Source organism: Pirellulales bacterium, from assembly GCA_036499395.1.
In the GTDB taxonomy this organism is placed as follows: Bacteria; Planctomycetota; Planctomycetia; order Pirellulales; family JACPPG01; genus JACPPG01.
Map to the genome: position 1 here is coordinate 147,251 of DASYDW010000010.1, position 25,358 is coordinate 172,608.

Annotated in this window: 15 protein-coding genes; 6 read left to right on the top strand and 9 right to left on the bottom strand. The window is 61.8% G+C overall.

The window, feature by feature from the left end:
- Positions 1 to 64: 64 nt before the first annotated feature.
- The 6 genes from VGN12_01955 to queA form a co-directional block, all read right to left on the bottom strand.
- Entirely contained in the window at positions 65 to 1,462 is a 1,398-nt protein-coding gene (locus VGN12_01955; GenBank protein HEY4308189.1) for a hypothetical protein, read from the bottom strand.
- 2 nt (positions 1,463 to 1,464) lie between these two features.
- Complete coding sequence (locus VGN12_01960; GenBank protein ID HEY4308190.1) at positions 1,465 to 3,303, bottom strand: TolC family protein; 1,839 nt, start codon at positions 3,301 to 3,303, stop codon at positions 1,465 to 1,467.
- Positions 3,304 to 3,563: 260 nt separating this feature from the next.
- On the bottom strand, positions 3,564 to 7,085 hold the full coding sequence (locus VGN12_01965; GenBank protein ID HEY4308191.1) for an efflux RND transporter permease subunit: 3,522 nt from the start codon (positions 7,083 to 7,085) through the stop codon (positions 3,564 to 3,566).
- A gap of 39 nt (positions 7,086 to 7,124) precedes the next feature.
- Positions 7,125 to 8,540 carry an efflux RND transporter periplasmic adaptor subunit gene (locus VGN12_01970; protein HEY4308192.1) on the bottom strand — a complete coding sequence of 472 codons (1,416 nt, stop codon included), beginning with the start codon at positions 8,538 to 8,540 and terminating at the stop codon, positions 7,125 to 7,127.
- A gap of 662 nt (positions 8,541 to 9,202) precedes the next feature.
- The gene (locus tag VGN12_01975; protein HEY4308193.1) at positions 9,203 to 9,823 is read right to left on the bottom strand and encodes an NUDIX domain-containing protein; all 621 of its coding nucleotides are present in this window, start codon (positions 9,821 to 9,823) and stop codon (positions 9,203 to 9,205) included.
- Between the two features lie 213 nt (positions 9,824 to 10,036).
- Positions 10,037 to 11,083 (bottom strand): tRNA preQ1(34) S-adenosylmethionine ribosyltransferase-isomerase QueA, encoded by a 1,047-nt coding sequence (gene queA / locus VGN12_01980; GenBank protein HEY4308194.1) that lies wholly within the window; start codon positions 11,081 to 11,083, stop codon positions 10,037 to 10,039.
- A 207-nt stretch (positions 11,084 to 11,290) separates the two neighbouring features.
- Between queA and VGN12_01985 the strand changes: the two genes are divergently transcribed.
- From VGN12_01985 to VGN12_02005, 5 genes are all read left to right on the top strand, one after another.
- Positions 11,291 to 12,496, top strand: a complete 1,206-nt coding sequence (locus VGN12_01985; protein HEY4308195.1) for a glycosyltransferase family 4 protein — start codon at positions 11,291 to 11,293, stop codon at positions 12,494 to 12,496.
- 61 nt (positions 12,497 to 12,557) lie between these two features.
- Positions 12,558 to 13,442: a 16S rRNA (cytosine(1402)-N(4))-methyltransferase RsmH gene (gene rsmH / locus VGN12_01990; GenBank protein HEY4308196.1), complete on the top strand. Its 885-nt coding sequence runs from the start codon at positions 12,558 to 12,560 to the stop codon at positions 13,440 to 13,442.
- A 71-nt stretch (positions 13,443 to 13,513) separates the two neighbouring features.
- Positions 13,514 to 15,121 carry a LysM peptidoglycan-binding domain-containing protein gene (locus VGN12_01995; GenBank protein ID HEY4308197.1) on the top strand — a complete coding sequence of 536 codons (1,608 nt, stop codon included), beginning with the start codon at positions 13,514 to 13,516 and terminating at the stop codon, positions 15,119 to 15,121.
- Between the two features lie 789 nt (positions 15,122 to 15,910).
- A complete protein-coding gene (locus VGN12_02000; protein HEY4308198.1) occupies positions 15,911 to 19,168 on the top strand; it encodes a hypothetical protein in 3,258 nt (1,085 codons plus the stop codon).
- A gap of 239 nt (positions 19,169 to 19,407) precedes the next feature.
- Entirely contained in the window at positions 19,408 to 19,893 is a 486-nt protein-coding gene (locus VGN12_02005) for a hypothetical protein (protein ID HEY4308199.1), read from the top strand.
- A 153-nt stretch (positions 19,894 to 20,046) separates the two neighbouring features.
- Here VGN12_02005 and VGN12_02010 read toward each other — a convergent pair whose 3' ends face one another.
- Complete coding sequence (locus tag VGN12_02010; GenBank protein ID HEY4308200.1) at positions 20,047 to 21,525, bottom strand: DUF1571 domain-containing protein; 1,479 nt, start codon at positions 21,523 to 21,525, stop codon at positions 20,047 to 20,049.
- A 392-nt stretch (positions 21,526 to 21,917) separates the two neighbouring features.
- On the opposite strand from VGN12_02010, the gene VGN12_02015 reads away from it, so the two are divergent.
- Positions 21,918 to 22,610, top strand: a complete 693-nt coding sequence (locus VGN12_02015; GenBank protein HEY4308201.1) for an MBL fold metallo-hydrolase — start codon at positions 21,918 to 21,920, stop codon at positions 22,608 to 22,610.
- Between the two features lie 30 nt (positions 22,611 to 22,640).
- On the opposite strand, the gene VGN12_02020 is transcribed toward VGN12_02015, so the two are convergent.
- Positions 22,641 to 24,419 (bottom strand): ATP-binding protein, encoded by a 1,779-nt coding sequence (locus VGN12_02020; protein HEY4308202.1) that lies wholly within the window; start codon positions 24,417 to 24,419, stop codon positions 22,641 to 22,643.
- 202 nt (positions 24,420 to 24,621) lie between these two features.
- Complete coding sequence (locus VGN12_02025) at positions 24,622 to 25,008, bottom strand: hypothetical protein (GenBank protein ID HEY4308203.1); 387 nt, start codon at positions 25,006 to 25,008, stop codon at positions 24,622 to 24,624.
- Between the last annotated feature and the right edge of the window lie 350 nt (positions 25,009 to 25,358).

Here is a 25,358-nt window from a genome sequence, read left to right on the forward strand (position 1 = left end):
CGGCAATGCCAAAGGTATGCGTGGCGGCACACCGTCGCGATGACAGGCCTGCTTCTGCAGCCGCCTAGTAGATCCAATTCCAACCGGCGGTCATCAACCAGCTAGTGCCGAGTTGTGGGCCATTGAGCGATTGGTAGGCCGGGGCGCCGGCTTCGATCGATATACGTTGCCCGGGCAAGCGCGTGTTCGGCAGGAACAGATTCACGCCAAACAGCAGGTCGAGCCGCGTGCCCCCTTGCAAATTCGGGTCGTTGGTCGGAGCGAGTGCTTGATCCAAACGCGGATCGGCATTCCGCACGTTGCCCCACCATTGCCCGTCGATGCGGAACGATGTGCTGAGCATCTCGCCCCAGCGGCGCGCGAACCAGGCCGTCAGGTCGACGCGATCGCCCAGGCGGTAATCGAGCCGGTTGCTCCCCATCCGTGCGGTGGCGATGCTCTGCGCCCCCCAGGTCCAGCGGTCGGTTTGGCCGCGATAGGTCAAGCCGGGCAACAGATCAAACGTGCCCGAACCCGTGCGGATGTCGTACGGCAGATTCGGCAGCGTCGGGGACGGTACATCGGTCTGCGAATCGAGAAATCCGACGGGGAAGTTCATACCGAAGTTCGAGTGGATCTGTTGACGGTTGCCCCGCCACAGAACGTACATGCCCGAAATCGTGATATCGCCCGGCTCGGTGAAACCTGTGCGGTAGTCGGCGCCGCCAGATTGCGTGTAATCCAGATTCGAGTGCTGGAACGGCAACTGGCCGAAGATCGTCAGATCGTCGGTGACGCCATACTGCACGATTAGCAAGCTACGATTCGTTTCCAGGTGCGTGGGAGTGAAGGGATAATTGGCGGCCACCGAGGCGTCACTCACTTTGTGCGAGCCCACGAAGTTATCGTTGAACGACTGATAATTGAAGCGGTACGAGAAGAGGAACTGGCCTGTCCGCAGCGTGGCGTCCTGTGTCACGCCGATCGGTGCCAGGCCGTCCGGGCGCCACAGATCGATCGCCTGATTCATCGTGGCGTCGCGCATCAAAATCGAATCGGCATCAGCCAATGGCGCGCGGTAGATCGACGGAGTATTGGGCTGGAAGATGCCCATCGGCGGTGCCGCCAACGAGTATTCCAGTACCAGGGGGGCAATCGGCGGCGGCGCAGGCTGCGCGTAATCACCCCAGTTGGCGGGCTTTGGATCCGCAGGCGGTCCCGCCAGCGGCGGCGTGCCTGGTGGCGACCCGGCCGGGGGCATCATTACACCGCTTGCACCGGGCATCGTCAACGACGAGCCGGTTTGCGGAGCGAAATTCTGTGGTGGCGAAGTGTTCTGCAGCGGCGCGCTCGGCAGCGGCGGCGCCGGACCCTTCACGACCGGCGCGGGGATCGGCACTTGCCCCCAGGCAGGGGCGCAGAACAACCCCGGGCCCAGTAGGCTTGCCGCGACGATCCAGCAGATAAGTATCAGATGGTTCATGTTTACCTCGGCGCTTGCTCCGAGGGATTTGCGCCTGCGGGCGCGTCGCCCAGCCCGAGATTCAATTCGCTGATCGACTCGACCTGCAGCAGGCGAGCCAGGTCGGCCACGGCCGTCCACTGGTTGTTCAACAGGATCACATACGCCGCCAGGCCGCCGGTAAGGTTCTGTTGGGCGACGATGATGTCGCCAAAGCCGACCGCTCCCGCCTTGCCGCGTGCCGTTTCCCCTTCCTGCTGATAACGGATGTACACGCCACGGTAGGCGCGCGTCAGGTCGGGCAGAATTTGCTCGCGGTTATATTGCAGGAAGATGCGGCTGGTCTCGAAGCGCGTGAAGGCATCGACCAATTGCGCCGTCAGGTCGTATTCGACGCGACGGATATCCTCGGTGGTGCGAATGATATTCCCCTGCGCCGACAGGATGTTACCGCGATTGCGATCCCACAACGGCAACGGGACGCCGAACTGCACGTTGTATGTCGTGCGCGGCACGTTGGGAGTGGTAAAGTCGCGCTGAAACGTGCCGTAGACGTTGATATCAGGAATCGGCGTAACGCGTTCGAGCCGCTGCTGGATGCGAGCCTGACCTTGCGTGAACCGGGCGGCCTGCAAGTCAGGATGCACGTTCAGCATTCGTGCCAGGGCCGCTTCATAGCTGAGCTTCGGCACCGGCATCTCGGCGCTGCCTTCGAGCCGCGCGAGCGGGATGCCTGGCATGCCCAGCACGACGGCCAGTGATTTCCACGCGGCGACGTAATTCATTTGCGCCTGCACCAATGCAGTGCGCGCTTGCACGGCCAGGCTGCGCAGTTGCGCCGGTTCGTAAGGGGTAATAACGCCCCCTTTGAGTTTGTCATCTTGGATCTGATAGACCTCACCGGTAAATCGCACCAGGGCCTCGTTGATCATCACGCTCTCTTGCGCGACGAGGACCGCGAAATAGGCCGATTTGACCTGCGCCATCAGATCAATGCGCGCACGCCGATACGCCAGCTGCGCGTTCGTCACATTAACGTTCGCCACCGAGCGGGCCAGCCCCAGCTTGTTGGCGGTCTTGATGACCTGGGTGCCGAAAACACCTTGGTAGTTGCGCGTACCGGCCGAACCGACCGTATCCGCTTCGTAGCCGATGATCGGATTCGGATAGACCCCCGCCTGAATGGCCTGTCCCATCGCGACGGTGATGCTTGCCTCGGCCTGAGCGATCAGCGGATTGTTGGCGATCGCCATCTGTTCGAGATCCGTCAGCGAATACAGCTGACGCGGATCTGTCGGCAGCGCCAACCGCGGCATCGGCGGAAGATCAGGGAACAAAGTATCGATGGCTTGCAAGCGGCGCTCGGGTTGATCGAGCGGCGGCAACCATAGCGGCGGTACGTTGGTGCCCGGCAACTCCGCAGGAATCTGCAATCGCTCAGTGAGCGACGGCGCGTGCGGGCCGAGGGCACCCATGACCGGACGTGGAATCTCTTCTTGATACGTGACGGGCACTCCGCTAGGCGGCGCAGCGGCAGGCGTGGCGCTACGTACCGGGGGATTCTGTATCGCGGCCGTCGCCCCGGACGGTCCAAAAGCGAAAGGAGCCGGCGCTGCGTCCCTCGGACGCTGCTGAGTTTCGATCGGCGGCAAACGTCGCACAACGTGCGCGCCCGGTGCCAGAGCACCCTGCGCGGCCTGGAATGTCTGCGGAGGCGCGAGTCTCGGCTGCGGCGTTTGCGCCCGCGCGGGAGAACATACGCCGAAAACCGTCAGCAGCAATGCGCAGCACCACACAACCGAGCGCTGGGGAGCGCACGGCCGTATCGCACTGACAAGTTGCGCACGGCTGCTGAGAATCACGCAATATTCCCGCGAAGACTGCCCACAATCGGTGGCGAACCGGGCGCGATTTCCACGCCAACAGGCGACATGAATCGCGCAGGATCGCGCATTACCAGCGCGCGACGTGCCGGTTGCGACCCTTCGGTTTGGGAAGCGCCTACCGCTTCCTAAGCAGTCTATCGGTGGTAGCGACGAGGCAAGATTAGCCGGTTTTTCCGTCAGTTCACCCCGCGGTGAACCTGCGCTGGCCGGGCGGACCAGCGTAGCCCCGGCGGCGACTATTCGTGCGAGAAACCGCCTCCGGTATCCGGCGGATCGCGATGCCCATAGAAGCTGTACAGGATGGGCATCAGATAGCGAGTGAGCAGCAGCGTCGCTAGCATGCTGCCGACGACGACGATCGCCAATGGTTTCTGCGATTGCGCGCCGATCTTCGTCGAGACGGCGGCTGGCAACAGTCCAAAAATGGCCGTCAGCGCCGTCATCATCACCGGCCGCACACGGCGCTCGGCCCCCTGCATGATGGCTGCCCGCAGCGGCAGTCCTTCGTGACGAAGCTGGTTGAAGCTGGAGACCAACAGCAGGCCGTCCATGATCGCGACGCCGAAGATCGACGTGAAACCGACGGCCGCGGCGATACTGAAATTCGTACCCGTCAGAAACAGGGCCCAAATACCTCCGAGCGACAGGGCCAGCACATTCGCCAGCACGACCAACGCATCGAGGAGTGACCGGAAGGCGAGGTACAGCAAGAGGAACACGAGCGCCAAAGACAACGGCGCAATGATCATCAAGCGGTGTTCGCCTTCTTGCATCTGCTGGAATTCACCGCTCCACTCGGCGCGATAGCCCTTGGGGATGAGCGGGTTGACCCTGGCCTGCGCGTCAGCGACCGCGCCGGCCAAGTCGCGCCCGCGCACACCGAATTTCACGGCCACCAGCCGGCTTCCTTCTTCGCGGGCGATCGTCGAAGCCCCCGGGCGTACGAACTGTCCCTCGGGATCGAGCCGATCGTCGGCAGTCTCGCCTAGCGGCGTAATCAAATCGCCCAACCGCTCACGGGGCGTGGTCATCGATTCCAGCGACGTGGAACCGCGGATGCTGCCCGTGGGTGTTGGCAGCGACGTGCTCGAGCCCTTCGACGCGATGCCGACCTGGGCTCCCGAAACCGGCGTGGATTGCGTGCCCCCCTGCGTGTTCAGAGTCACCTGGTGACTAGTGACATCGACCGGGATGTCGAGAATATCGCTCTCGTCTTCGCGCAACCGCAAAGGCCAGCGGATCGTGATATCGAAGGACTTTTCTCCTTCGACCATCTGCGAGACAGTTTTGCCGCCGATCGCGGTTTGAATCACGTTGTGAACGTCGGCCACGCTGATGTTCCACAGCGAGCACTTTTGGCGATCGATGGGCAACTCGATATTGCACTGCCCGCGAATGCGATACAGGCCGACGTCCTTCACGCCCGGGACACCGCTGAGGGCCGAGACCACCTCATGGCCGATATCCTCGAGCTCGTCGAGATCGTTGCCGATGATCTTGACCGAGTTTTCGCCCTGCACGCCCGAGAGGACTTCCAAGACGTTGTCGCGAATGACTTGCGAGAAATTCCAGTTCACGCCGGGGATCGCTTCATTGAGTTCGGCACTGATTTCCGCGACCAGTTCGGGCTTGGTACGTTTGCGCATGCCGGCCAGCCAGCCTTCGCGTTTGACTTCTGCGGGCCACTCGGGCTGCGGCTTGAGCGGAACGAAGAATTCGGCGCTGTAGAAGCCTGTGGGATCGACGCCAGAATCAGGGCGTCCTAATTGGCAAACGACTGAATTGACCTCGGGATACTGGCGCAGGATGGCCCGTGCCAAGCGTGCCTGCTCCGAGGTCTGATCGAGCGAGATGCTGACCGGGAAAATACCGCGAATCCAGATGTGCCCCTCTTCCAACGGGGGAATAAACTCGCGCCCCAGGTTCGGCAGCAAAAGCGCCGTGAGGACGATCAATCCGGAAAAGCCGCCGACAGCCAGGGCGCGGTTGTTCAACAGCCTTTCCAGTTGCTTCAGGTAGCCACGCTTAAGAAACGTAACCAGCCAATTGTCGCGGGCCGGCTTCAGGTTCTTGAACAACAGCAAGCACAGCACCGGCGCGATGGTGACGGCCAACAGCAATGCGCCCGCCAGAGCAAAGGCGTACGTTTCCGCCATCGGCCGGAAGAGCTGCCCTTCGGCCCCTTTCATCGTGAACAAGGGAAGCAGAGCACAAACCATGATCAAGGTCGAGAAGAGTAAGCTCCGTTCGACCTCGTGCGCCGCGCGAACAATACGATCTTTAAGAGGCAGATTGGCGTACTTGCCCGAGCTGAGGACGCGATAGATATTCTCGACCATGATAACGGTCGAGTCGACGATGATGCCGAAGTCGACAGCGCCGATCGAGAGCAGATTCGCCGACTCGTTCCGCGCGTACAACGCTCCGAAAGCGAACAGCAGTGCGAGTGGCAGATTCAACGCGATGATCAGCGCGCTGCGGACATTGCTGAGAAACATTAGCAAGATCACGCTGACCAGCAAGATACCGACGATCAGATTCTCTTCGACCGTTTCGGTCGTGGCATTGATCAAGTCCGCGCGATCGTAAAATGGTTCGATTCGGACCCCCGGCGGCAATCGACCAGGAGTCGTATTCAGTTCGTCGATTTTGGCCTGCACCAGTTCCAGCGCCGGCAACGACTCGGACCCTTTTCGCAATAGGACGAGGCCCTGCACGACTTCGTCCTCGTCGTCCCAGATCGTGTTGCCCTGCGCGTCCAGGACTCGACCGTGCTCGTCTTCCTCAGGACGGCTGAGGGCGACCTTGCCCAGGCGGGTTTGATTGCTGACGACGACGCCTTGCGTCGAATCCCGTTCGCCGGGCTTGAGCGGTCCCCCTTCGACGATGTCCCCCACTCGGACGGGGAGGTTATTCGTCGATGCCAACACGATCTCGCGGATTTGCCGCAGTCGACGCTGCTCCTCCTCGCGCAGGTAGCGGGCCGCCTCTTCGGCGTTATTCATCGTCAGGATGCGCTGCATCGGATCGCGACCCCGACCGATCAATCCCAAGCCGCGCACGACCGCTGCCGTTTCCCCCTGGATCAAGTAATCGCCGCTGACGTTATCGTTGCTTTTGGCAATCGCGTTTTGCAATTGTTCCAGCGTGATGCCGTACCGCTTCATACGGTCGGGGTCGGGCTGGACTTCGTAGCGCTTGATCAGCCCGCCCGAGCTGACGACGTCGGCAATGCCGGGTATGCGGCGGAACTCGCGTTCTAACGTCCAGTTCTGCAATGCGCGCAAGTCGCTCAGCGAATAGATGCTGTTGCCGTGCGCGTCCTTCGGTCCGACGACCGCGTAACGCAAAATCTCGCCGATCGGCGAGCGGGGCGAGATTTGCGGCGTTACCTCTTGCGGCAGGTCCGCGATCTGCATCCGGTTGATGACTTCCTGCCGGGCCGCCTTGTAATCGAAGCCGTATTCGAACTGCGTATTGATGTACGACAGACCGAACAACGATTTGCTGCGGATGTACTTCAAGCCGGGCATGCCGGAGAGGGCCACTTCGAGCGGAATCGTGACCTGCCGTTCCATCTCTTCGGCCGAGCGCCCGTGGTATTGCGCAATCACCTCGACGATCGCGGGGGCCGGGTCAGGATAAGCCTCGACATTGACGCGGCTGAACGCATACCCGCCGGCTACCGCTAGCGCCACGGTCAACAGCACCACGATCAGTGGGTTGTTGACGGACCAGTGAATGAGTTTGGCGATCATGGCGGATCACTCAGGCGAGCCCGGTGGGCGGCAAGCGTACTACGGCCGTGCCGCAGTCGGATGGACGGACGGCTTCGCTTCGGTGGCGGTGAGTTGCCGCTGACGCAGCGCCGCCTGCAATTGCACGGTCTCACTGGCCGCGACGCGGTCCCCTTCGTGCAACTCGCGGGCGCCGGTTGCCCGTTGCTCGTCGTTCAACTGGCTGCGGATGTACACCACGTCATTGTATTTTCGCGCGACCGAAACGCGGCGCGGCTGAAAGCGGTACTCGTTGGGGTTTTCCTGGATGAACACGACACTCTCGGTGCCGTCTTGCACCAGGGCCCGCGTGGGAATCTCGACGATTCCTTCTTCCGGGGCGAGCGACACGCGGGCCGTCACGAATTGTCCCGCGCGCAGGTCCCCCGCCGTGTTGTCGACATGCCCGACCAGCACCGCCATGTGCTCGAGCGGGTTGATAATGTCCCCGATGCTCTCGATACCGGCCGGTAGCTCGCCCACTTCCGGATTCGCCGGCAGGCGGATGCGGACCGGGATCGGTTTGGGCAATCGCTCCAGGTAGGGTAAGTCCTCTTCGTACGCGTGCAACCACAGCGTCAGCACGCTGAGGTCCGCGATCTTGAACAGATCGGTCGTCGTGTCGACGATGTCACCGATGTTGATATTCTTTTCGACCAGGGTCCCTTCGATCGGCGCCTTGATTTCGACGCGGGCCCATTCGGCGTCTTCCTTCTTGCCGGTGTCCTGATGATTGCGAATGCTCTCGACTTCCTGTTTGACGTGGTCGATCACTTCCTCGGGCACCTGCCAGGAGCGCAGCGTCAACACGGCCTTCTTGACCGCGATCTCGCCCGTGGCAACGTTTCGCTCAGCCTCGCGCACCGCGGTCTCGGACGTGGCGCCACGGGTGTCGAGCGCCTTGACCCGTTCGTAGGCTTCCTGGTCGAGGCGCAAATTTGCCAAGGCGTCGACCAACTCGCTCTTCTTCTCGCCGAAGTCCTTGCTCCACATGACGGCCATTGGCTGATCCTTAGCGACATGATCCATGAAGCCGATGGGCCGCTTTCCTTGGCCGTCGCGGGAGCGAGGGTTGTCAGGGTCTTCGACCGTGCCTAGGTCGACGATCCGTCCCGGGAACAGCGCATGAACGTGGACCAGCTTATTGAAGTCAATCGCCAGCTCACCGCGCAACTCTAATTCACGCTCGCGCGTCGGACGTTGCGCGACGGCGATCGCCATGTGATTCAGCTCGGCAACCTGGCGCGGAATCTCGATCGAGGTCGGAACCCCGTTCGAGTCGCGATCGGCCGCGACAGTTTCGCGCGACGCGTTATCGTCTGCCGGCGTAGGTTTTAACCAGCGGTCGAAGACCAACCAACCAACAACGACGATCGCGACGGCCAACAGCAGGCCGCTGAATCGCTGCGCTTGTTTTTTGAGTGCGCGAGAGACCATGATTACCCAGCTTCCCCGACAAGGATGTCATCCCAGGCTGGGTCCGGACCGAAGCCGGACAAACGCCCAATTCAGCACCAAGGTAACTACGACCTCGATTTGTTCCCCGTCGAGGTCGCGCCTTGTCGCGGCGCTGAATCTGATAAGTTTACGTCAATTTTAAGGGTCGCGTCGAACGCGGCCTACGCCAAAAGCGGCGCCTATCAGGTGAATTCGAGCCTCGGCGGGCGGGGCTTTTCGCATCGCGCCAGAACGTTCGATGAAAGCGGTCTTACTTCTTACGCACCCGGCATGGCGGTAGGTGCAAAGGCGATCGAGGATATCGAGCGGTGTCCGCAGTACGACCCCCATTGAACTGCGGGAACGCGAAATCCTCGCGGATTTGCCGGTTTTCGACCCCTGCGGCTCCGCCGCGGGTATACGGGCTCGCGATTCCGAAGGCTGAACGCCGCGCCGCTTGTCAGCGCATTGATTGGACCGGAGATCGTCTCGTCAGGTTCGCTGTTCCAACTCGCCGTAAGGCGGTTTCACAGGAGTGTGCGATTTCCTGTGTTTTTCGTCAGCCAGACGTGAGCCGGCCGCAGAGCGAGGTAATGTGCGTACGAGCACTTCCACGAACACGACCAGGAATTCGAGCGTAACGCACGCGGCCGGAGTGACGATTAACGCGTGCCGAACAGCGCCTGCAGACAATACTGCGACCACGTTTCGAAACCGCTCAGGTCGGCCAATAATTCTTCGACCGGACAGAATCCGCACTCGATCAGTTCGCTTTCGCGCGGACGGACGTCGGGCGACGCGACGTCGAACAGATGGACTACGCCCAAGTGAACCTGACCAACTGGCGATTGGTCGTCATTGATAAGGCCGACGCAGCGTTCCGTATACTCGGTGTCGATGAATACCTCTTCGGCCAACTCGCGGCGCATCCCTTCTTGATAAACATTGTCGCCGGCGTGAATGTCGTCCGACGAGATGTGGCCGCCGATTCCTACGCTCCGTTTGCTGCGCAGACGTCCTTCGCCTTGCCCCTTGCCGCGCGTGTACGCGAAGACCATATCTCGGCCGTCCGCGCCCTTGTGGCGAAAGATGCAGTAAGGGATCAACTGCTTGAACGAGGGGTCTTCTTCCATTTCGCCGCGTGGCCGGTAGCTGGTATGGGCCGGCTTCAGAAGTTCGACCAGATAGCGCGGGGCGTCAGGCGAAAAGCCCTGGAAGTGGCCGAGACGGTGGAATAACTCGGTCGGCACAACCAACACGTGCTCCGTCGAAACTTCGACCATCGCTGACTCCCTTCAAGTTGCATTGCCGATTGAGGAACGACCACCTGACCGGAAACAGTATAGGGATTGCTAGCACGGCTGACGAGTGCGAGGACTTTGCTGCCACGAACGATGCGAATCACAAGCGTCGGAAGAAAAATGCACGATGGGCAAGGTGAAAATGAGCCCTTGTTCAATTCGCGTTATTTGTACGATTCGTGCTTCTCTTCCGTCTCAAACGATCAGCATCGCGTCGCCGTAGCTGTAAAAGCGATATCGCTCGCGAATCGCTTCCTCGTAGGCGCGCTTTAGCAGCTCGGCCCCGCCAAACGTGTGGACCAGCACCAATAGCGTGGTCCGCGGCAGATGGAAATTCGTCATCAGAACGTCGACCGCGTGGAACTTGTACGGCGGGCGGATAAACAGATCGGTCGCGCCGCTCCACGGTTGCAGCTCTCCCGATTGGGCTGCGGTTTCCAGGACGCGCGTGCTGGTCGTGCCAACCGCGACCACGCGCCCCCCCGCGGCGCGGGCGGCGCGAATCTTGGCGACGGCCGATTCGTCGATCGCGCCGCGCTCGGTGTGCATCGCGTGTTCGGCCAGCGATTCGACCGCGATCGGGCGGAACGTATCCAGTCCGACGTGCAGCACCAGCCGGCAAATGCCGATACCCGCGGCCTCGATCTGGCTAAGCAGCGCTTCGCTGAAATGCAGGCCTGCCGTTGGCGCAGCCACTGATCCTGCCTTACGGGCGAAAACTGTTTGATAGGTTTGCCGATCGTCGTCGGTCATATTGCCGCCACGAATGTAATGCGGCAGTGGCACGCGTCCCACGCGCTCGAGAAGCCCGAACGTCGGCTCGTCCGATTCAGCCTGCACGATCCACACCCCACCGGGCAACCGCTCGACGAGACGGAGCGCGATTTCCGGATGTGCCGACCGATCGTTAAGAATGATCCGTTCGCCGACCGCGGGCTTACCGCGCGTCTTGGCCAGCAATCGCCACAAGTTCGGCGGCTGTTGATCGAGGAACAGACCTTCCCAGGCGCCCCCCGTCGCGGCGCGCGTACCAACCAGGCGGGCCGGGACGACGCGCGTCTCGTTGATCACCAGGCAATCGTTTGGCGCCAGCAATGTCGGCAAATCGCGAACATGCGAGTGCGTAAGCGACTGGTTCGCGCGATCAACCACCATCAATCGTGCGTCGGCACGGTGAGATAGAGGACGCTGCGAGATCAAATCCCTCGGCAGCTCATAGTCATAGCGAGACAACTCGGACATACTGCTCCAACCACCTCTCGACAGCGGCGGTGATCGCGGCCCTGGATTGATTCGCGAAATACTCGGCCGATTTAACTGGGCCCCTGCGTGGCGCGCCGGCCCGAACTAAAATCGAGTATACGAACGGCAGCCCGATCGTCGATGGGTTCGACGCCGGGATGCTTTTCGAAGGCAGTAATCGCAACAGACCGCCGGCGTGAGTCCACCGTGAAGCAAAAGATCGCCAGTCCCTCACGCGGCTCGTCGCAGAGCGGCCCTGACGGCCGAATCCGATTGGCCTGTGTCATTACCGATCTCGAGGTCGGCGGGGCCGAACGCGCGCTGGTGGAACTTGCGACGCGACTCGATCGCGGCGTCTTCGACGTCCGCGTGTGGGGCATTTCGCCGGCGACCGAAGATGACGAGCGATCGCTGTTGCCGGTGTTGCAGGCCGCGAATATTCCCGCCGAGACTCTTGATGCCGACACCCTGCGCGCCGCGCCGCGAGTCGTACGCGCACTGGCAAATGCTTGGCGCGACTGGCGGCCTGACGTCGTGCAAACGTTTCTGTTCCATGCAAACATTCTGGGACGTCTGGCGGCGTGGCGTGCGCGTGTTCCGCATGTGGTTTCCGGCATTCGCGTGGCCGAGCGGCGCGGCCGATGGCGATTGCAACTCGACCGCTGGACGGATCGGCTGGTCGAGCGTCACGTTTGCGTCAGCCAGAGCGTGGCGGATTTCTCGCACACCATCGGCGGACTGTCTGCCGCGAAGCTGTTGGTCATTCCCAACGGTGTTGATATCGCGCGTTATGCGACGGCACATCCCGTCGAACCGAGTGAATTGGGCCTGCCCGCCGGACGGCGTTGGATCACTTACATCGGACGGCTCGATCGACAGAAGGGGCTCGCCTGGCTTATCGAGCAAACGCCTACCTGGTTCGCCGCGCATCCGCAGCACGATTTGTTATTGGTCGGTGATGGCGCCGAGCGAGCCGAACTGACTCAGTTAATATCGCGCGTCGCGCCCCCGGGGCGTGTGCATCTGGTGGGTTGGCAAAGCAACGTGCCGGGCATTCTCAGGGCAAGCGATCTGATGGTGTTGCCGTCGCGCTGGGAGGGAATGCCGAACGTCGTGCTCGAAGCGATGGCCGCGGGCCGATCTGTGCTGGCCGCGGACGTCGAGGGAGTGCGTGAACTGCTCGGATCGGCCGCGGGGCCGCAGATCGCGCATCTCGAAGATACAAACGACTGGGGCGCGAAGCTGACACACTTGTTGGCAGACCCGCAGCTAGCAGCCGAACTAGGCGCCGGCAATCAGGCACGGGCGCGCGACCATTTTTCCCTCGAAGCGAGCGTGCTAGCATACGCGTCGCTTTATACAAAGCTCGTTGGTGCGTCCAACGCGCCAGCATCAACCAGCGATCTAGCTTGACCTGCCTCGCAAACTCGGTCATTGTGTGCGACCTTGTCGGGGTCCGGATGGGAACGAAGTAATGCCTCCGCGCTCCGAACATGTGCCGGTCTTGCTCGCCGAGGTTCTCGAAGGGCTCGATCCGCAATCGGGACAAACCTTTGTCGATGGCACGCTGGGCGGCGGCGGCCACACGCGCGCGATTGCCGAGCGAGTCGGGCCGACAGGCCTGGTCGTGTCGTTCGACCGTGATCCCGCGGCCATCGACGCGGGACGCGAGAGTCTGGCAGGCTTGCCGGTGCGGGTGGTGCATGCGAATTACCGTGACATTAAGCAGGTGCTGGCCGAGCTGGAAGTCTCGCAGGTCAACGGCGTGCTGTTGGACGTGGGATTGTCGAGCGATCAACTGGCGGACCGCTTGCGAGGCTTCAGCTTCGAGGCTGACGGAGAGCTCGACCTGAGGTTCGATACAAGCGAGGGAGAGCCGGCAAGCTCGCTGGTGAATCGACTGAAAGAGACGGCCCTGGCCGACCTGATATTTCAACTGGGTGAAGAACGATTCAGCCGACGAATTGCGCGGCGCATCGTAGAGCAGCGACAGAAACAGCGCATCGAAACGGCAAGCGAACTGGCCGAAATCGTGCGACGGTGCGTACCACGTTCGGCCGACACGCGACGTATCGATCCGGCGACGCGCACGTTTCAAGCCTTGCGCATCGCGGTGAATGACGAACTGGGGGCGCTTGATCAGGCGCTGGCGGACGTGCCGGATTGCCTAGCGCCGGGAGGACGAATGGCGGTGATCAGTTTTCACTCGCTCGAAGATCGGCGCGTGAAAGAGGCGTTTCGCGGCGACGAACGTTGGGAACGATTGACCAAGAAACCGCTCCGCGCGAGCGAACGAGAAGCCGCCGACAACCCACGATCACGGAGCGCAAAACTGCGCATCGCAGCGCGCCGGGCTTAAAGGCTCGGCCATCAACAAAACAAATCGCCGGTCCGACCGGCCCCCTGCCAAGTTATGGAGAACGAGGCACTATGACCGAAGATTTGAAGCAGCATGACGCGGACATCGTCGACGATGCGGACAGCGACAACCCCGCCACGAACGCGGCGCTCGGTCGCGAAGTTCGTTTTGGAATCTCGCTGCTGGCACTTCTGCTGGCCATGCTGGGTGCGGCGCTGTATGTGAAATTGGGAACGCCCGGACTGCCGTGGGCCCGTCACGAAGTGGCGGCCGCCGACGGCAGCGAGCCGGCCGGAGAGCCCCCCGCCACAGAACCCGCACAAGCGTCCGCTGAACCCGAAATGCCGTCTGCTCCGCCGACGCCGGCGCAGGAAGAGACATCGAGCACGAAGCCGCTGTGGGAGAACGATCGCTACGCCGGCCGCGGCGAGGCACAACCACCGGCCGACGCGCCTCTCGCCGTCGGTGAGCAAGCGCCGGCGGCCGATGAAATCCCGCCGGCCGAGATGCCTGCCGCGCCAGCGCTCAATCCTTTTGCCGTCGTCGATTCGGCCGCGCAAGGGCCGATCGATCAAGTTTCGGCCGAGACAGAAGCGACGCCGGAAGAAGCCATTCCGCAACAGGGCCCCGAGTCCGAGGCGCCGGCGTTCGCGGCGCCTCGCATGGTCGCCGAGGAGCGCACACGCGAAGCTGAAGAGCCAGCCGAAATGCAGCCCGAGACTGAGTTGCCGGCCGACGCTCCCGCCGAGGGTGGTCCATTGGTGCCGCACGACGCCGGCGCCGTTCAGCATGCGGCAGGACAGCAACCGACGCTGGCCGAGCCGCGCAATGCACCCTACGGCCGACCCGGCGCACGCGATCGCTATGCCAACGCGCCTCCGCCGCATTCGAACATGCAGGGCGTTCCGGCCGAAGACAGCCTGCGCGCGAGTCCTTCGGTCGAACACACGCCATTGCACAACCCGCTGGCACAGCGCTGGAATTCGCCGGGCGCCGCCCCGGCCGACGACCCGTACAGCACGCCGCTGGAGCGTGAGTTGCAAAACGCACGCACGCCAGGCCACACCGGGCAGCCGCAGCACACACCGCCGCCAGCCGGCATGAGCGAGCTCGACGCGCCGGCCGCGGAATTCGCCGCGCCGCAGGACGACATCTCGCGGCATCAACATCATCCGGCGCACGTTCCCACGCCCGACGGCACATATGCCGTGGTACCGAATGACAGCTTCTGGACGATCTCGCAAAAGGTTTACTGCACCGGCGGCTACTTCAAAGCGATTCAAAAGCACAATCGCAAGCCGGGCAGCAACGCCGATGGCCTCGAGATCGGCGAGCGGATCCTGGTGCCGCCGGTCGAGGAACTCGAACAGCGTTATCCGCAGCTGTGCCCCAAGCGCCGCGCGGTGCCGCCGCCGGGCGCGCGGACGATGCCCACCAGTTCGCAAGGGGGCTACGGCGGCCGGGTGTACGTTGTCGCCGAAGGGGACACGCTGTTCGATATCGCCCGTTATGAATTGGGCAAGGCTTCGCGTTGGTCCGAGATCTACGAACTGAATCGCGGGCAGCTCGGCAACGATTATGATTACTTAGCGCCCGGCACAAAGCTCGTGCTGCCGGACGACGTGATGAACTCGACCGACAACATCACGGCCCGCCCGGGATCGCAATTCCCGCGGTAAGCGCCTCGGTCAGAATTCGATCTGGAAGATCACCTTTTCGAAATGTCCAGGATTTTCCTTGCCACCCGATTTGATGGCCTCTATGCTACCGAGGTAGCGGCGAACTCGCGGGACGAGTTCGCTGTAGTTCCCTGCCGAGCGGGGCATCTCCCGGGATGCCGGCGGGAAACGGATTCAAACAGGGCGGAGCAAAGCTAGTGGGCTTCTTCTCATGTCGGTGCTTGCGGCCGTAACGCGGCTGCAGACTTCTACGCCGACGCTCACAATTGTGCGGCAGCGATGCCAATCGCATCGCACGAATCTCGCTCAGCAGTAAGTAGTACTGCGGTTGCCCGTACTTATGGTGCGTTTTTTAGCACCTTAGCAGGGCCAACGGTTTGGAGGATTCGACAGGTCGCACCATGGGAAGACGTGCAGCACCCATGCAGATTCTGCTGGCTGCCATAGTGGGGACCGAGGGAATGCTAGTTCAGAATGTCGGCGAAAACTTACTAACGGCGAGACGCCATCCGCGCATTCGTCAGCTTCGATGGGGCTGGGCAAGTTAGCTCTTATTTCCTTTACATCCGTCCGTTGTCCCTTCCCGTCGTCTTGTTGGACGCACAACGATTGCCTGCGGCAGCCGTGGCTTAGATGCCAAGGTTCCGATCGCGATCGTGCCTGAATGGTTCTCGCCATTCGTTCCTGGCCGGCCGCTGCCGCCGTGTCCTGCGCATCGCGCAGCATTGGCGCAGGCCGTGACGACGCCTGATTCATTCCTATACCTATTTGTCAAACGGGGAGCGTCCCATGTTTTGCCATATTATTCTTGTGCGATTTGCGAGTTTGCGATGCCGCTTCGCCCTGGCACTGTTCGTTGGTTGGCTGGCGCTTGCCGAGCGTCGGGTGGAAGCGACCGATTTTTCCTGGATTGCCCCCGTCTCGGGCAGCTTTACCGATCCCACGAATTGGAATCCGAGCGGGGTGCCGGGCTCAGTCGATCATGCGATCTTCGACCTGGGTTCGGCGGGCTATACCGTATCGTTGCCAGTCAATTCCCCGACGGTTGGGGTCGTCGAGTTACTCGTAAATCATGACACGATCACGCTCGATCCGCAGCAATCGGAATTCACGTTCGCGGCCCATATCGGTAACAACTCAGGTGACGTCGCGAATCTGACGCTGATCGACGGTACCGTGAACGCCACGACGCTCGTCGGCGACAGCGCCGGCAGCGCCGGGACCGTGAACATCGACGGCAGCCAGGGCGCTACATGGCTGGCCAAGCAGTCCACGATCGGTAATGCGGGCACCGGCACGCTGCGAATTGTTAATGGCGGATCAATGTCCGCGCAGGCGAACATCCTCGGCGCAACCTCGACGGGAATTGGTGAACTCGACATCAGCGGCGTCAGTCCCGTGACGATGCTCCCGTCGACCTACAGCGGTCCCTTGTCAGTCACGAAGGGCACGGGGACCGTCAGCATCACCGCCGGTGGTGTGGCGAATTTCACAACCCTGGATCTTGCCGCGATCGCCGGTTCGCACGCCACGGCCACGGTCGATGGCAACGGATCGGCGTTGAACGCCTCGACCTCGTTCCAGCTCGGCGACGACGGAAACGCGACGCTCGGTATCACCGCCGGTGGTGTGGCTCATTTGCCGATCCTGAACATTGCCTTGATCGCCGGTTCGCAGGCGACGGCCACGGTCGACGGAAGCGGCTCGGTATTGGACGTCTCGAAAACTCTTCAGCTTGGCGGCGGAACCGGGGCGCTGAATATCACCGGCGGGGGACGGGTCACCGGTAACTCCTCCCTCCATACGGGGAGTGGTCAGGCGACGCTGAACATTTCAGGTGCCGGATCTTTGTTGCAAGCGGGCGTTAACGTGGGGCCGGGAAACACGACGATCAATGTCTCGGCCGGCGGCGCGATTCAAAGCGCCAGTCCCGTCGCGTTGGGAAGTTACTCCACCTCCACCACCAATGTCACGCTTGGTGGCAGCGGCACGAGTTGGACGGCGTCGGATGGCCTCGGCTTCGGTTTCGGTTCGAGTACAACGCTCGTTCAGACCGGGGCCGTGCTTAATGTCACCGGGAGCACGTCGCTCGACTCGAGCGGTACCGGCAATATGACCATCACCGGGGCTGGATCGCAGTTGAATACAGACTTACTAAACATGGCGACGACCGGGACGGCGAACATGCTTGTCGAAAAGGGAGCGAGCGTTGCCGTTACTGGCGCAACAAATCTGGCATCCAACAACGGCAGCAGCGCTCAACTCACGCTCGACGGAGCAGGCAGCAACTTTTCAACGTCAACGCTGTACGCAGGTAATACTGGCGACGCCACAATGACTGTGAAAAACGGCGCCATTGCCTCGATCGCGGGCAGTACCAGTGTCGCGAGCGGCGGCGCGCAAGGCAGCCTGACCGTCACGGGTGCCGGATCGCAACTCAATTCTTCGAGCTTGCTCTTTGGGGGCCAAGGGCTGTTGACAATCAACGCAGCGGGTACGGTCAACGTCGGTACCTTGGAACTTGGCGCCTACGGCAATACATCCAATGACTCCGTGCTGGTCAGCGGCGCAGGGAGCCAATTGAATGTGACGGGCACGGCGTATATCGCCACCGGCAGCCAGGGTTCAGTAACCGTCAATCAGGGCGCCACGGTTTCGTTCACTAGCGGTGCCGCTATTGGCGAATTCAATCGACCAGGGACGGTCAACCTGGATGGCGAGGGTTCCCATTGGCAATCCGCAGGTATTGGCATCGGCGGCGGAACCCAAGGAACCATGACGATCACCAATGCCGCGACGGCGAGCGCCACCTCGTTAAACGTCGGCGAGAACTCGTCGGGCACGCTCACCATCAGTGGATCTGGATCGCAAATCGCGATTGCGAACTATGCATCGATCGGCGCCGCGGCACCGGCCAACGTCTCGATCGCTGCCGGTGCCACGGCTACCATTGGCATGACCACGATCTTGGGGGAAAACAGTCATGCGACCGCCACGCTCTCGGTCGATGGCCTGGGATCGAGTTGGACTTCGGGCGGGCGACTCACGGTTGGCCTCAATTCTCCGGGCACCCTCAACATTACCGGCGGCGCAACGCTGTCCTCGGCCGTGGGGACCGATTTGAATGGCGAAAGCGCTTTCATCGCCGAGAATTCTGGCGCAACCTCGAGCAGCGTGACCGTTTCCGGAACCGGGTCAAGTTGGACGCAGAATGGCACGCTGGTCGTTGGCGGGAATGGCCAGGGAAGCATGACGATTAGCGGGGGAGGATTCGTGCAAAGCGCTGCTGGGATTATTGATCTCGAAGATGACGGCATATCAGACAGGGTCACGATCAGCGGAGCTGGGTCAATTTGGCACCTGTCCAACTCACTTAGCATCGCCGGTTCAAGTCAACTCGTTGTCTCCTCGGGCGGATTGGCGCACGTGGACCAAACGTTGTCCAACAATGGTACGATCAACTTGTCTCAAGGCGGATCGGTAATCGTTGGTACATTACCGGTCCAGGGCGGTCAGTTCGCCGCGCCAGCTACCGTCGCATCAGGTACTCTCCAGGTCGAAGCCGGCGGCACCCTGAAAGGTGCCGGGAAGATACTGGGTGATGTTCTTAACAATGGGAACATTGCCTCGCCGCCGGGTAGTATTCAGGGTTCATACACCCAGACTGCCGATGGACGGTTGTTGCTTACTGCCGTAGGTGGTTCTGTCGTTACTTCGGAGGAACTAAGGTTGTCCGGCAACGCCCTCCTCGGCGGCACCATCGAAGTCGAATTTGCGGCGGTTAATGTCCTGCCGCTCGCGGTTGGAGAGATCTATAACCTGGTCTCGGCTGGTGGAACCCTGACGACCGATGGGCTGAACATCGACGTCACGGGAGTTGATCCGGGTTTCGCATATACGACGCAGATCGACGCCGGCGTGCTCTCGTTGACGGTGACTCGCGTCCCCGAGCCAGGCACGTCTTTGCTCGCCGCATGCGGGCTGGTGGGTCTTGTCGCAGTGGGGGCGCGCCATAGATGCCGCGAACGCTCGATCGCGAGTCTTTGAGGGGAATGTTTGAGCGTCGCCGCTTAGTTCCATGATCGATCGCGGTTTCGATCAACTGACGCGATATTCGAGTTCCCGGCGGCAGTGCGGATAGAGAAATTCACCCAACCGCGGCAAATCACGACCCGAAATTACAGGCAAATCGCGACTCGTTGATCGGCACTTTCGACGTGCCGTGAATGAGGTCGGCTTTTCGCGACACTTTTCGTCCGTGGGCCCGTGATGATAGACTCGGGCCCATGAATAAAGGTCACAGTGGCGGCTGGAACCTGTTCGGGCTGATAATCGTATCGCTGGTGATCGCTGTGCTGGCCGGTGCTGCGGGATGTGGGCGGTCGTCGAACGATACGCCCGAGCAGTTGACCCTCTACTCCATCGATGGCAGGGAAGAGCGGCGGAACTCCGTCACCGAACAGCGATTTCAAGGGTATCCGGTTCTCGGCTGGCTGGACATCGAAGACGCCGACGATCGCAAAGCGATTATGTCCGCCGTGGAACAGGGGATCGCGCAGAGCAATGGCAAGCCACCTGTCTGTTTTTCGCCACGGTACGGAATCCAGGCGATGCGGCACGACAAGAGCAGCGCTTACGTCATCAGCTTCCAGTGCCTGCAACTGCAGGTGATCCACGATGACGCGACGATCATGAAAACAACCACGGCCGCGCCCGAAGCTGTCTTGAACGGCTATCTGACCAAGGCCGGCATTCCGCTTGCGCCCGAATAGGTGTGCGCCGTCGGTCGCGGCCCTACGGCCGATTTTTGGAAAGTAGGATCGCGCCGAGATGGCCCGCGCCGCATTCGCCCGTGGTAGTGTTGGTGCTCGCAGAGCACCCCACGCAGATGCTTCACGGCGCCGGCGCGTGCTGCCTGCGGTCGACTATTTGAACCCGTAGCTGGGGTTCTCGGTGCTGAAGTCGGCGTCGGTGAAGCCGTTGTTGACCTTCACGTTGAGGAACGTGTACTCCTCGTTCAACTGCGGCTGGTTCGAGCCGGCAGTCGGCCAATCGTAGGCTTCGTAGCGGATCGGTATTTGCATCTCGTCGTCGACATAGATGCGGGCCAGGTGGAACAGGAAGTTGCGGCGCGGTACCGGGTGTACTACCTGGATGCAGGTGCAGGTGCGATTGTTCACCTTGGCGCCTTGGATCCAATTCACCGTGCATTCGCCGTACTTCACGTCGTTCGAGCCGATCTCGAGCAGGCGTTCCAACAAGCGACGCATGCCCATCTCGGTGATCGGGTAACGATTGCCGCTCATGGCCAGGGTGCTGGTCGGCTTGAGCGACACGGTGCCGATCAAGCGATGCTTGATGCCGTTTCCGTGCGCGAGCAAGCTGCCGTCGTTGGCGCCGTCCACGAAGATGGCCTCTTGCCCTTTGACGCGAGCAGGGCCCAGGAAGTAGGTGTAAACGCTGAACGGCTGGTGACGCACCTTTACGAAGATGTATTCGTGCTCTCCCAGCGTCCCGTCGATGCGCTCGCGCTTGACTAACGTACAGGAGTAATCCTGAATCTTGGTGAATTCACCAAGACCTTGCTTGGCCCAGCGCAGGGCAGGCATCAAGGGATGCTCTTGCGGAGTCTGCTCGCTCGTGACGGCCGCAGGGACCGTTCCGGGGATCGACGCAGCCGTCGAAACTTCCGTCGCACGGAAGCCCGGCGGATCGGTGGGCGCAGACGGCGCCGCGGCAGGCTGCTGCTGTTGATCGATGGGCTGCTCGAACTGGGCCGGACGAACGCCACCGCGCCCCGCGACCGGAGCACGATTCCTCTCGGGGTACGACGCCACGCCCGGCGCTTGCGTCGCCGGAGCGTTATTGAAGCGATTCGGCATTACGCCGCCGGCCTGCTGCTGATTTGCAGGCTGCGCGCCATACGCGTTCGGCTGCGATTGATACTGCGGAACCGCGCCAGCTTGATTTGGGTACTGCGGGTTCGTGGCCGCCTGATTTTGATACTGCTGATTGGGGTATTGCTGGCCGGGGACTTGCTGATTCGAGCCGGCCGGAATTTGGAACTGCGTTTGCGCGTTCATCGTCGCGCCCTGCGCCGCGGGAGGCGTGTATTGTCCCTGCGGGCTTTGAAAGCGGGCCGACGGAGGAGCCTGATACGACGGCGGACCCGACATGCGCGCGCCCGGCGCAGGGTATTGCGGCGGAGCGTTGCGCGGCGCTTGGTAAGACTGCGCCGGCAATTGTTGATTCGGATATTGCGGGTACGCGCCCGGCTGCTGATTGGTCGGGGGGACCATTTGCGCCGGCGGTTGACTGTACACCTGCGCTTCGGCGGTGCGGGCGGCCATCGCGGTGACAATGCTTGCCGCCCACGACTTCCAGCCGTTCATCCTGAAGGCCATCAAACCGACTCCTTTCGGTCGCGGTGGCGAATTGCTGCGGCGCCGCGCCTGAGATTATTTTTTTACCGTGCGCCCCTCGCACCAAGCGCCGCAAGTTCAGACCTACGCGAGCAAGTGGCATGCCGCCGCGCAGTCGGAAGTGGATTGTACGGTGTCGGTCTGGCCTTAAGTCACTATCTTAGAGCGGATTCGCGACAATTCGTGCGCAACAGCGGCGGGCGATGCGGGGGTGCTGTCATGGGTAGTTATCGCCAATCGCTGGTACGGAATTTACAATGGCTGAGCCGATCGACACGGTCGATCGGCCTGCGCGGTGCTAGCAAGCCTTGCACGGTTGCGCAGCTGATCTTTGGGCAAACTATACGTTGCCAGGAACAAACGAGGAATACCGAGTGCATCGATCGAAACCGGCTATCGCCACCATTGTCTCAGCTCCCTTCGCCGAGAACTCGTACATCGCGCATTTTGAAGGACGCGACGATTGCGTAGTCATCGATCCCGGTTTCGAGCCGGAGAAAATCTTCGACTACATTGACGAGCAACAGCTAGCACCGGCGGCGTTCTTGATCACGCATGGGCACGCGGACCACATCGTGGGCAACGTGGCGATGAAAGAGCGCTGGCCGAAGGTTCCGATCGTGATCGGTCGCGAGGAGGCGCCGAAGTTGACCAGCGCCGAACTCAACCTATCGGCCGGCTTCGGCGCGCCGCTGGTCAGTCCCCCTGCCGACATCTTGCTCGACGAAGGCGAGGTGTACAAAATCGCCGGCTTCGAATTCGAAGCGCGAACCATCCCGGGGCACTCCTCGGGACACATGGTCTTCATCGCGCACCACTTGCAGCCGAAGATCGTCTTCGGCGGCGACGTGCTATTCGCCGGCAGCATCGGACGAACCGACTTCCCCGGTGGCAGCTTCGACGCCCTGGCCGAGGGAATTCACCGCATCCTGTTCACGCTGCCGGGCGACACGATCGTCTTCCCCGGACACGGACCGGCAACGACCGTTGCGCAAGAGCACGCCGGGAATCCGTTCGTGGGACGCGATGCAGGAAAGCGCGGGCGCGATATCGGCGGGTACGGGTGATTGCGGGCGCTAAGACGCCGAATGGGAACGTTACTTCGCTGGCGGATGGATTTGCAACTCGGCCGTCGGGCGCGGGGAGTCCGGTTGCAGCGCCGGCAGCTCCACCGTGAAGCGGCTGCCGCGGCCGACCTGGCTTTCGACCGTGATCCGGCCGCCGTGTTCCTTCACGATCTTTTCGCTGACGGGCAAGCCCAGCCCTGTACCGCGGCTCCCTTTATGTGACACGAAGAGCGAAAAGATGTTTCGCAATTCTTCGGGCGGAATGCCGATGCCATTGTCTTCGACCGTGACGCGGGCCAGGTTCTCGTTCGCACTGTACGAGGTGGAAACGACGACCCGTCCCGGCGCGCGTGGGATCGTGTCGGCTACTGTTTCCAAGGTCGCATCATCATCGCTCGATTCATCGAAACTGTCAGCCGCCTCGGCGCAGGCGTCGATGGCGTTGGTGGCGATATTCAAGACCGAACGGTGGATCCCGTCCGGATCGAACGTGAGCGTGGGAAACTCGTCGGCCGGCTGCCACAGTAGCTCGACGTGCTTCTCATGCGCCCGGGCTTTGACCAATTCGACGACATCGCCGACGACTAGGTTAAGATCACCCGGCACCAAGTCAGGCTCGCGCTCCTTACTGAAGGTGAGCATGTCCATGACCAGGTTCGAAATCTTTTCCTGGTTGCGCTCGACGAATTCCCAGCCCTTGCGGACCATATTTTCGTCGGCGCGCGCCAGGCCGTCTTTGATCAAGAAGCTGGCGGCGCGAATACCTTGCAGAATGTTCTTGATATCGTGCGACAGCGCCGCCACGGTCTGGCCAACGGCGGCCAACCGCTCGGCCTGCACCATCGCGGAATAGTATTGCGTGTCTTCGACCGCTAACGCCGCCTGATGCGCGATCGCGATCATCAGCTTCAAGTGGTCGTCGTTGAACTTATTGGCGCCCGACCGCAGGCTGAGTTGTTGGGGGCTGGAGAGCGTGTCGATGTAAATGACGCCCACGACGCCATACCGGCCTGCCATGGGGACGCAGATTGCCTCGCGCACGCCGGCCCGCACGATGCTGGCCGCGGGATTCCAGCGTTCGTCCTCGCGGGCGTCGCTAGTAAGCACCCCCTCGTTGCGCTGCATGCAATAGTCGAGGATGGTCTGGCTGATCGAGAGACGATCGTTGCCCGTCGAGTTTTTGCGATTGTGCCGTACGCGGGGAGCGAGCTCTTTGGTGGTCGGATCGGCCAGCATCATGCAGCCGCGGTCCGCTTCGACCCAATCGAAGATCAATCGCATGATGCGATCCAGCAGTTGATCGATATCGAGCGTGTGGCTCACCGCGAGCGCCGTGCGGTAGATCACCTGCAGGTGGTTACCACCGTGGGCCAGACGCATGCTGGCCGGGATGTCGAACTCGGGGTCATAGAGCCGGCTGCCGGCCTCGTGGCTCATCGAGCGGACGATGCGCGAGCGGTCGTCGACCTGCTGCCGGGCAATAATGTCGATCTTTTGCCCGATGTCGCTTTCAGCGCCGGCAGGGGTGGCGGTGTATAGCAGTTGCGTGCTACCGACCTGCACCTGGTCGCCACTGGTCAGGGCGTGGGTCGTGATCTTACGACCGTTGACATAGGTGCCATTCGAGCTGCCTAGATCGACCAGCAAGTAGCCCAGTCCGTTGCGACGCAGTTCGGCATGACGGCGCGAGACCTCGGTATCGTGAATTTGGACGCCATTGGCCGTGTCGCGGCCGACGCCGAGCGTATCGGCGGCAAGCTCGAAGCGCAACCCCTGGTCGTTGCCTCGAAACACGAACAGCGAAGGCACGGCGCGACTCCATGACCGCCTGGTCTGGGCCGGTCTACTGGCACAGTTGACCCCTAATCACGCGGCCGCGGACAAGAACTCGCGGAGTGCCGAGAAGCGAGGGAGATTCCGCGGCGGCGCCAGCGCGTGCCAAATGAAAAACGCGGCACGTCACGGCGATCCCTGGCGTCGACGATCCGCGGTCTTGCGCCTGAGAATGATTTCAGGCGGCTCGAGCGACCGGCTGCTGGTAGCTAGCCAGCAGCTCTTCGATTTTACGAATCAAAGGACCGTAGTGGTAGGGTTTGCGAACGAACTCTCCGGGGGGTGTCCCCTCGGCCCGGCGTCCGCGACCGCCGATCAATAATAGCGGCGTGGCCCTTTCGCGTGATTGCGCGGCAAAATCGTCGGTGACGTCGGTCGCCGCGGCGGCTAGATGTTCGACGTCGAGCACGATCAGGTGGAGAATATGCTTGCGCGCCAGGGCGAGGCCTTGAACCGGCTCGCCGGTGGCCAATACGCGTACCCCCCGCGGTTCGAGCGCCGAGCGCAGCACCTCGTGGGTCTCTTCCAAGGGATCGACGATCAACACGCTATAGCGAGGGACCAAGGAGCCTCTCCGTGTCGGCGTGCAGGCTAGGTATGGTGGGAACCCGCACTCTTGGTCACCGCCGTCGGCAACCACTGACCCCCCCGACCCCGAACGCCTCGTTCTTACGCTCGCCACCCGAGGAGCTGACGGCAACTCCCGATGGCCCTTACAGGACGGTAACGTTCGAGAAGGGTCGGAAGCATAGCGAGGGGGCGGTGGCGTGTCAAAAGCGATTTTCTGAGACGGTTTTCGCGGCGTCGGTTGCCTGGCACGCGTCGTGAGGCCGCGCTTGACGTGATCTGCGCAACCCTTGAGAATTTCATGAGATAATTGGGGCAGACCCGCTGCGGCGGCGCCCCCTTTTGCCA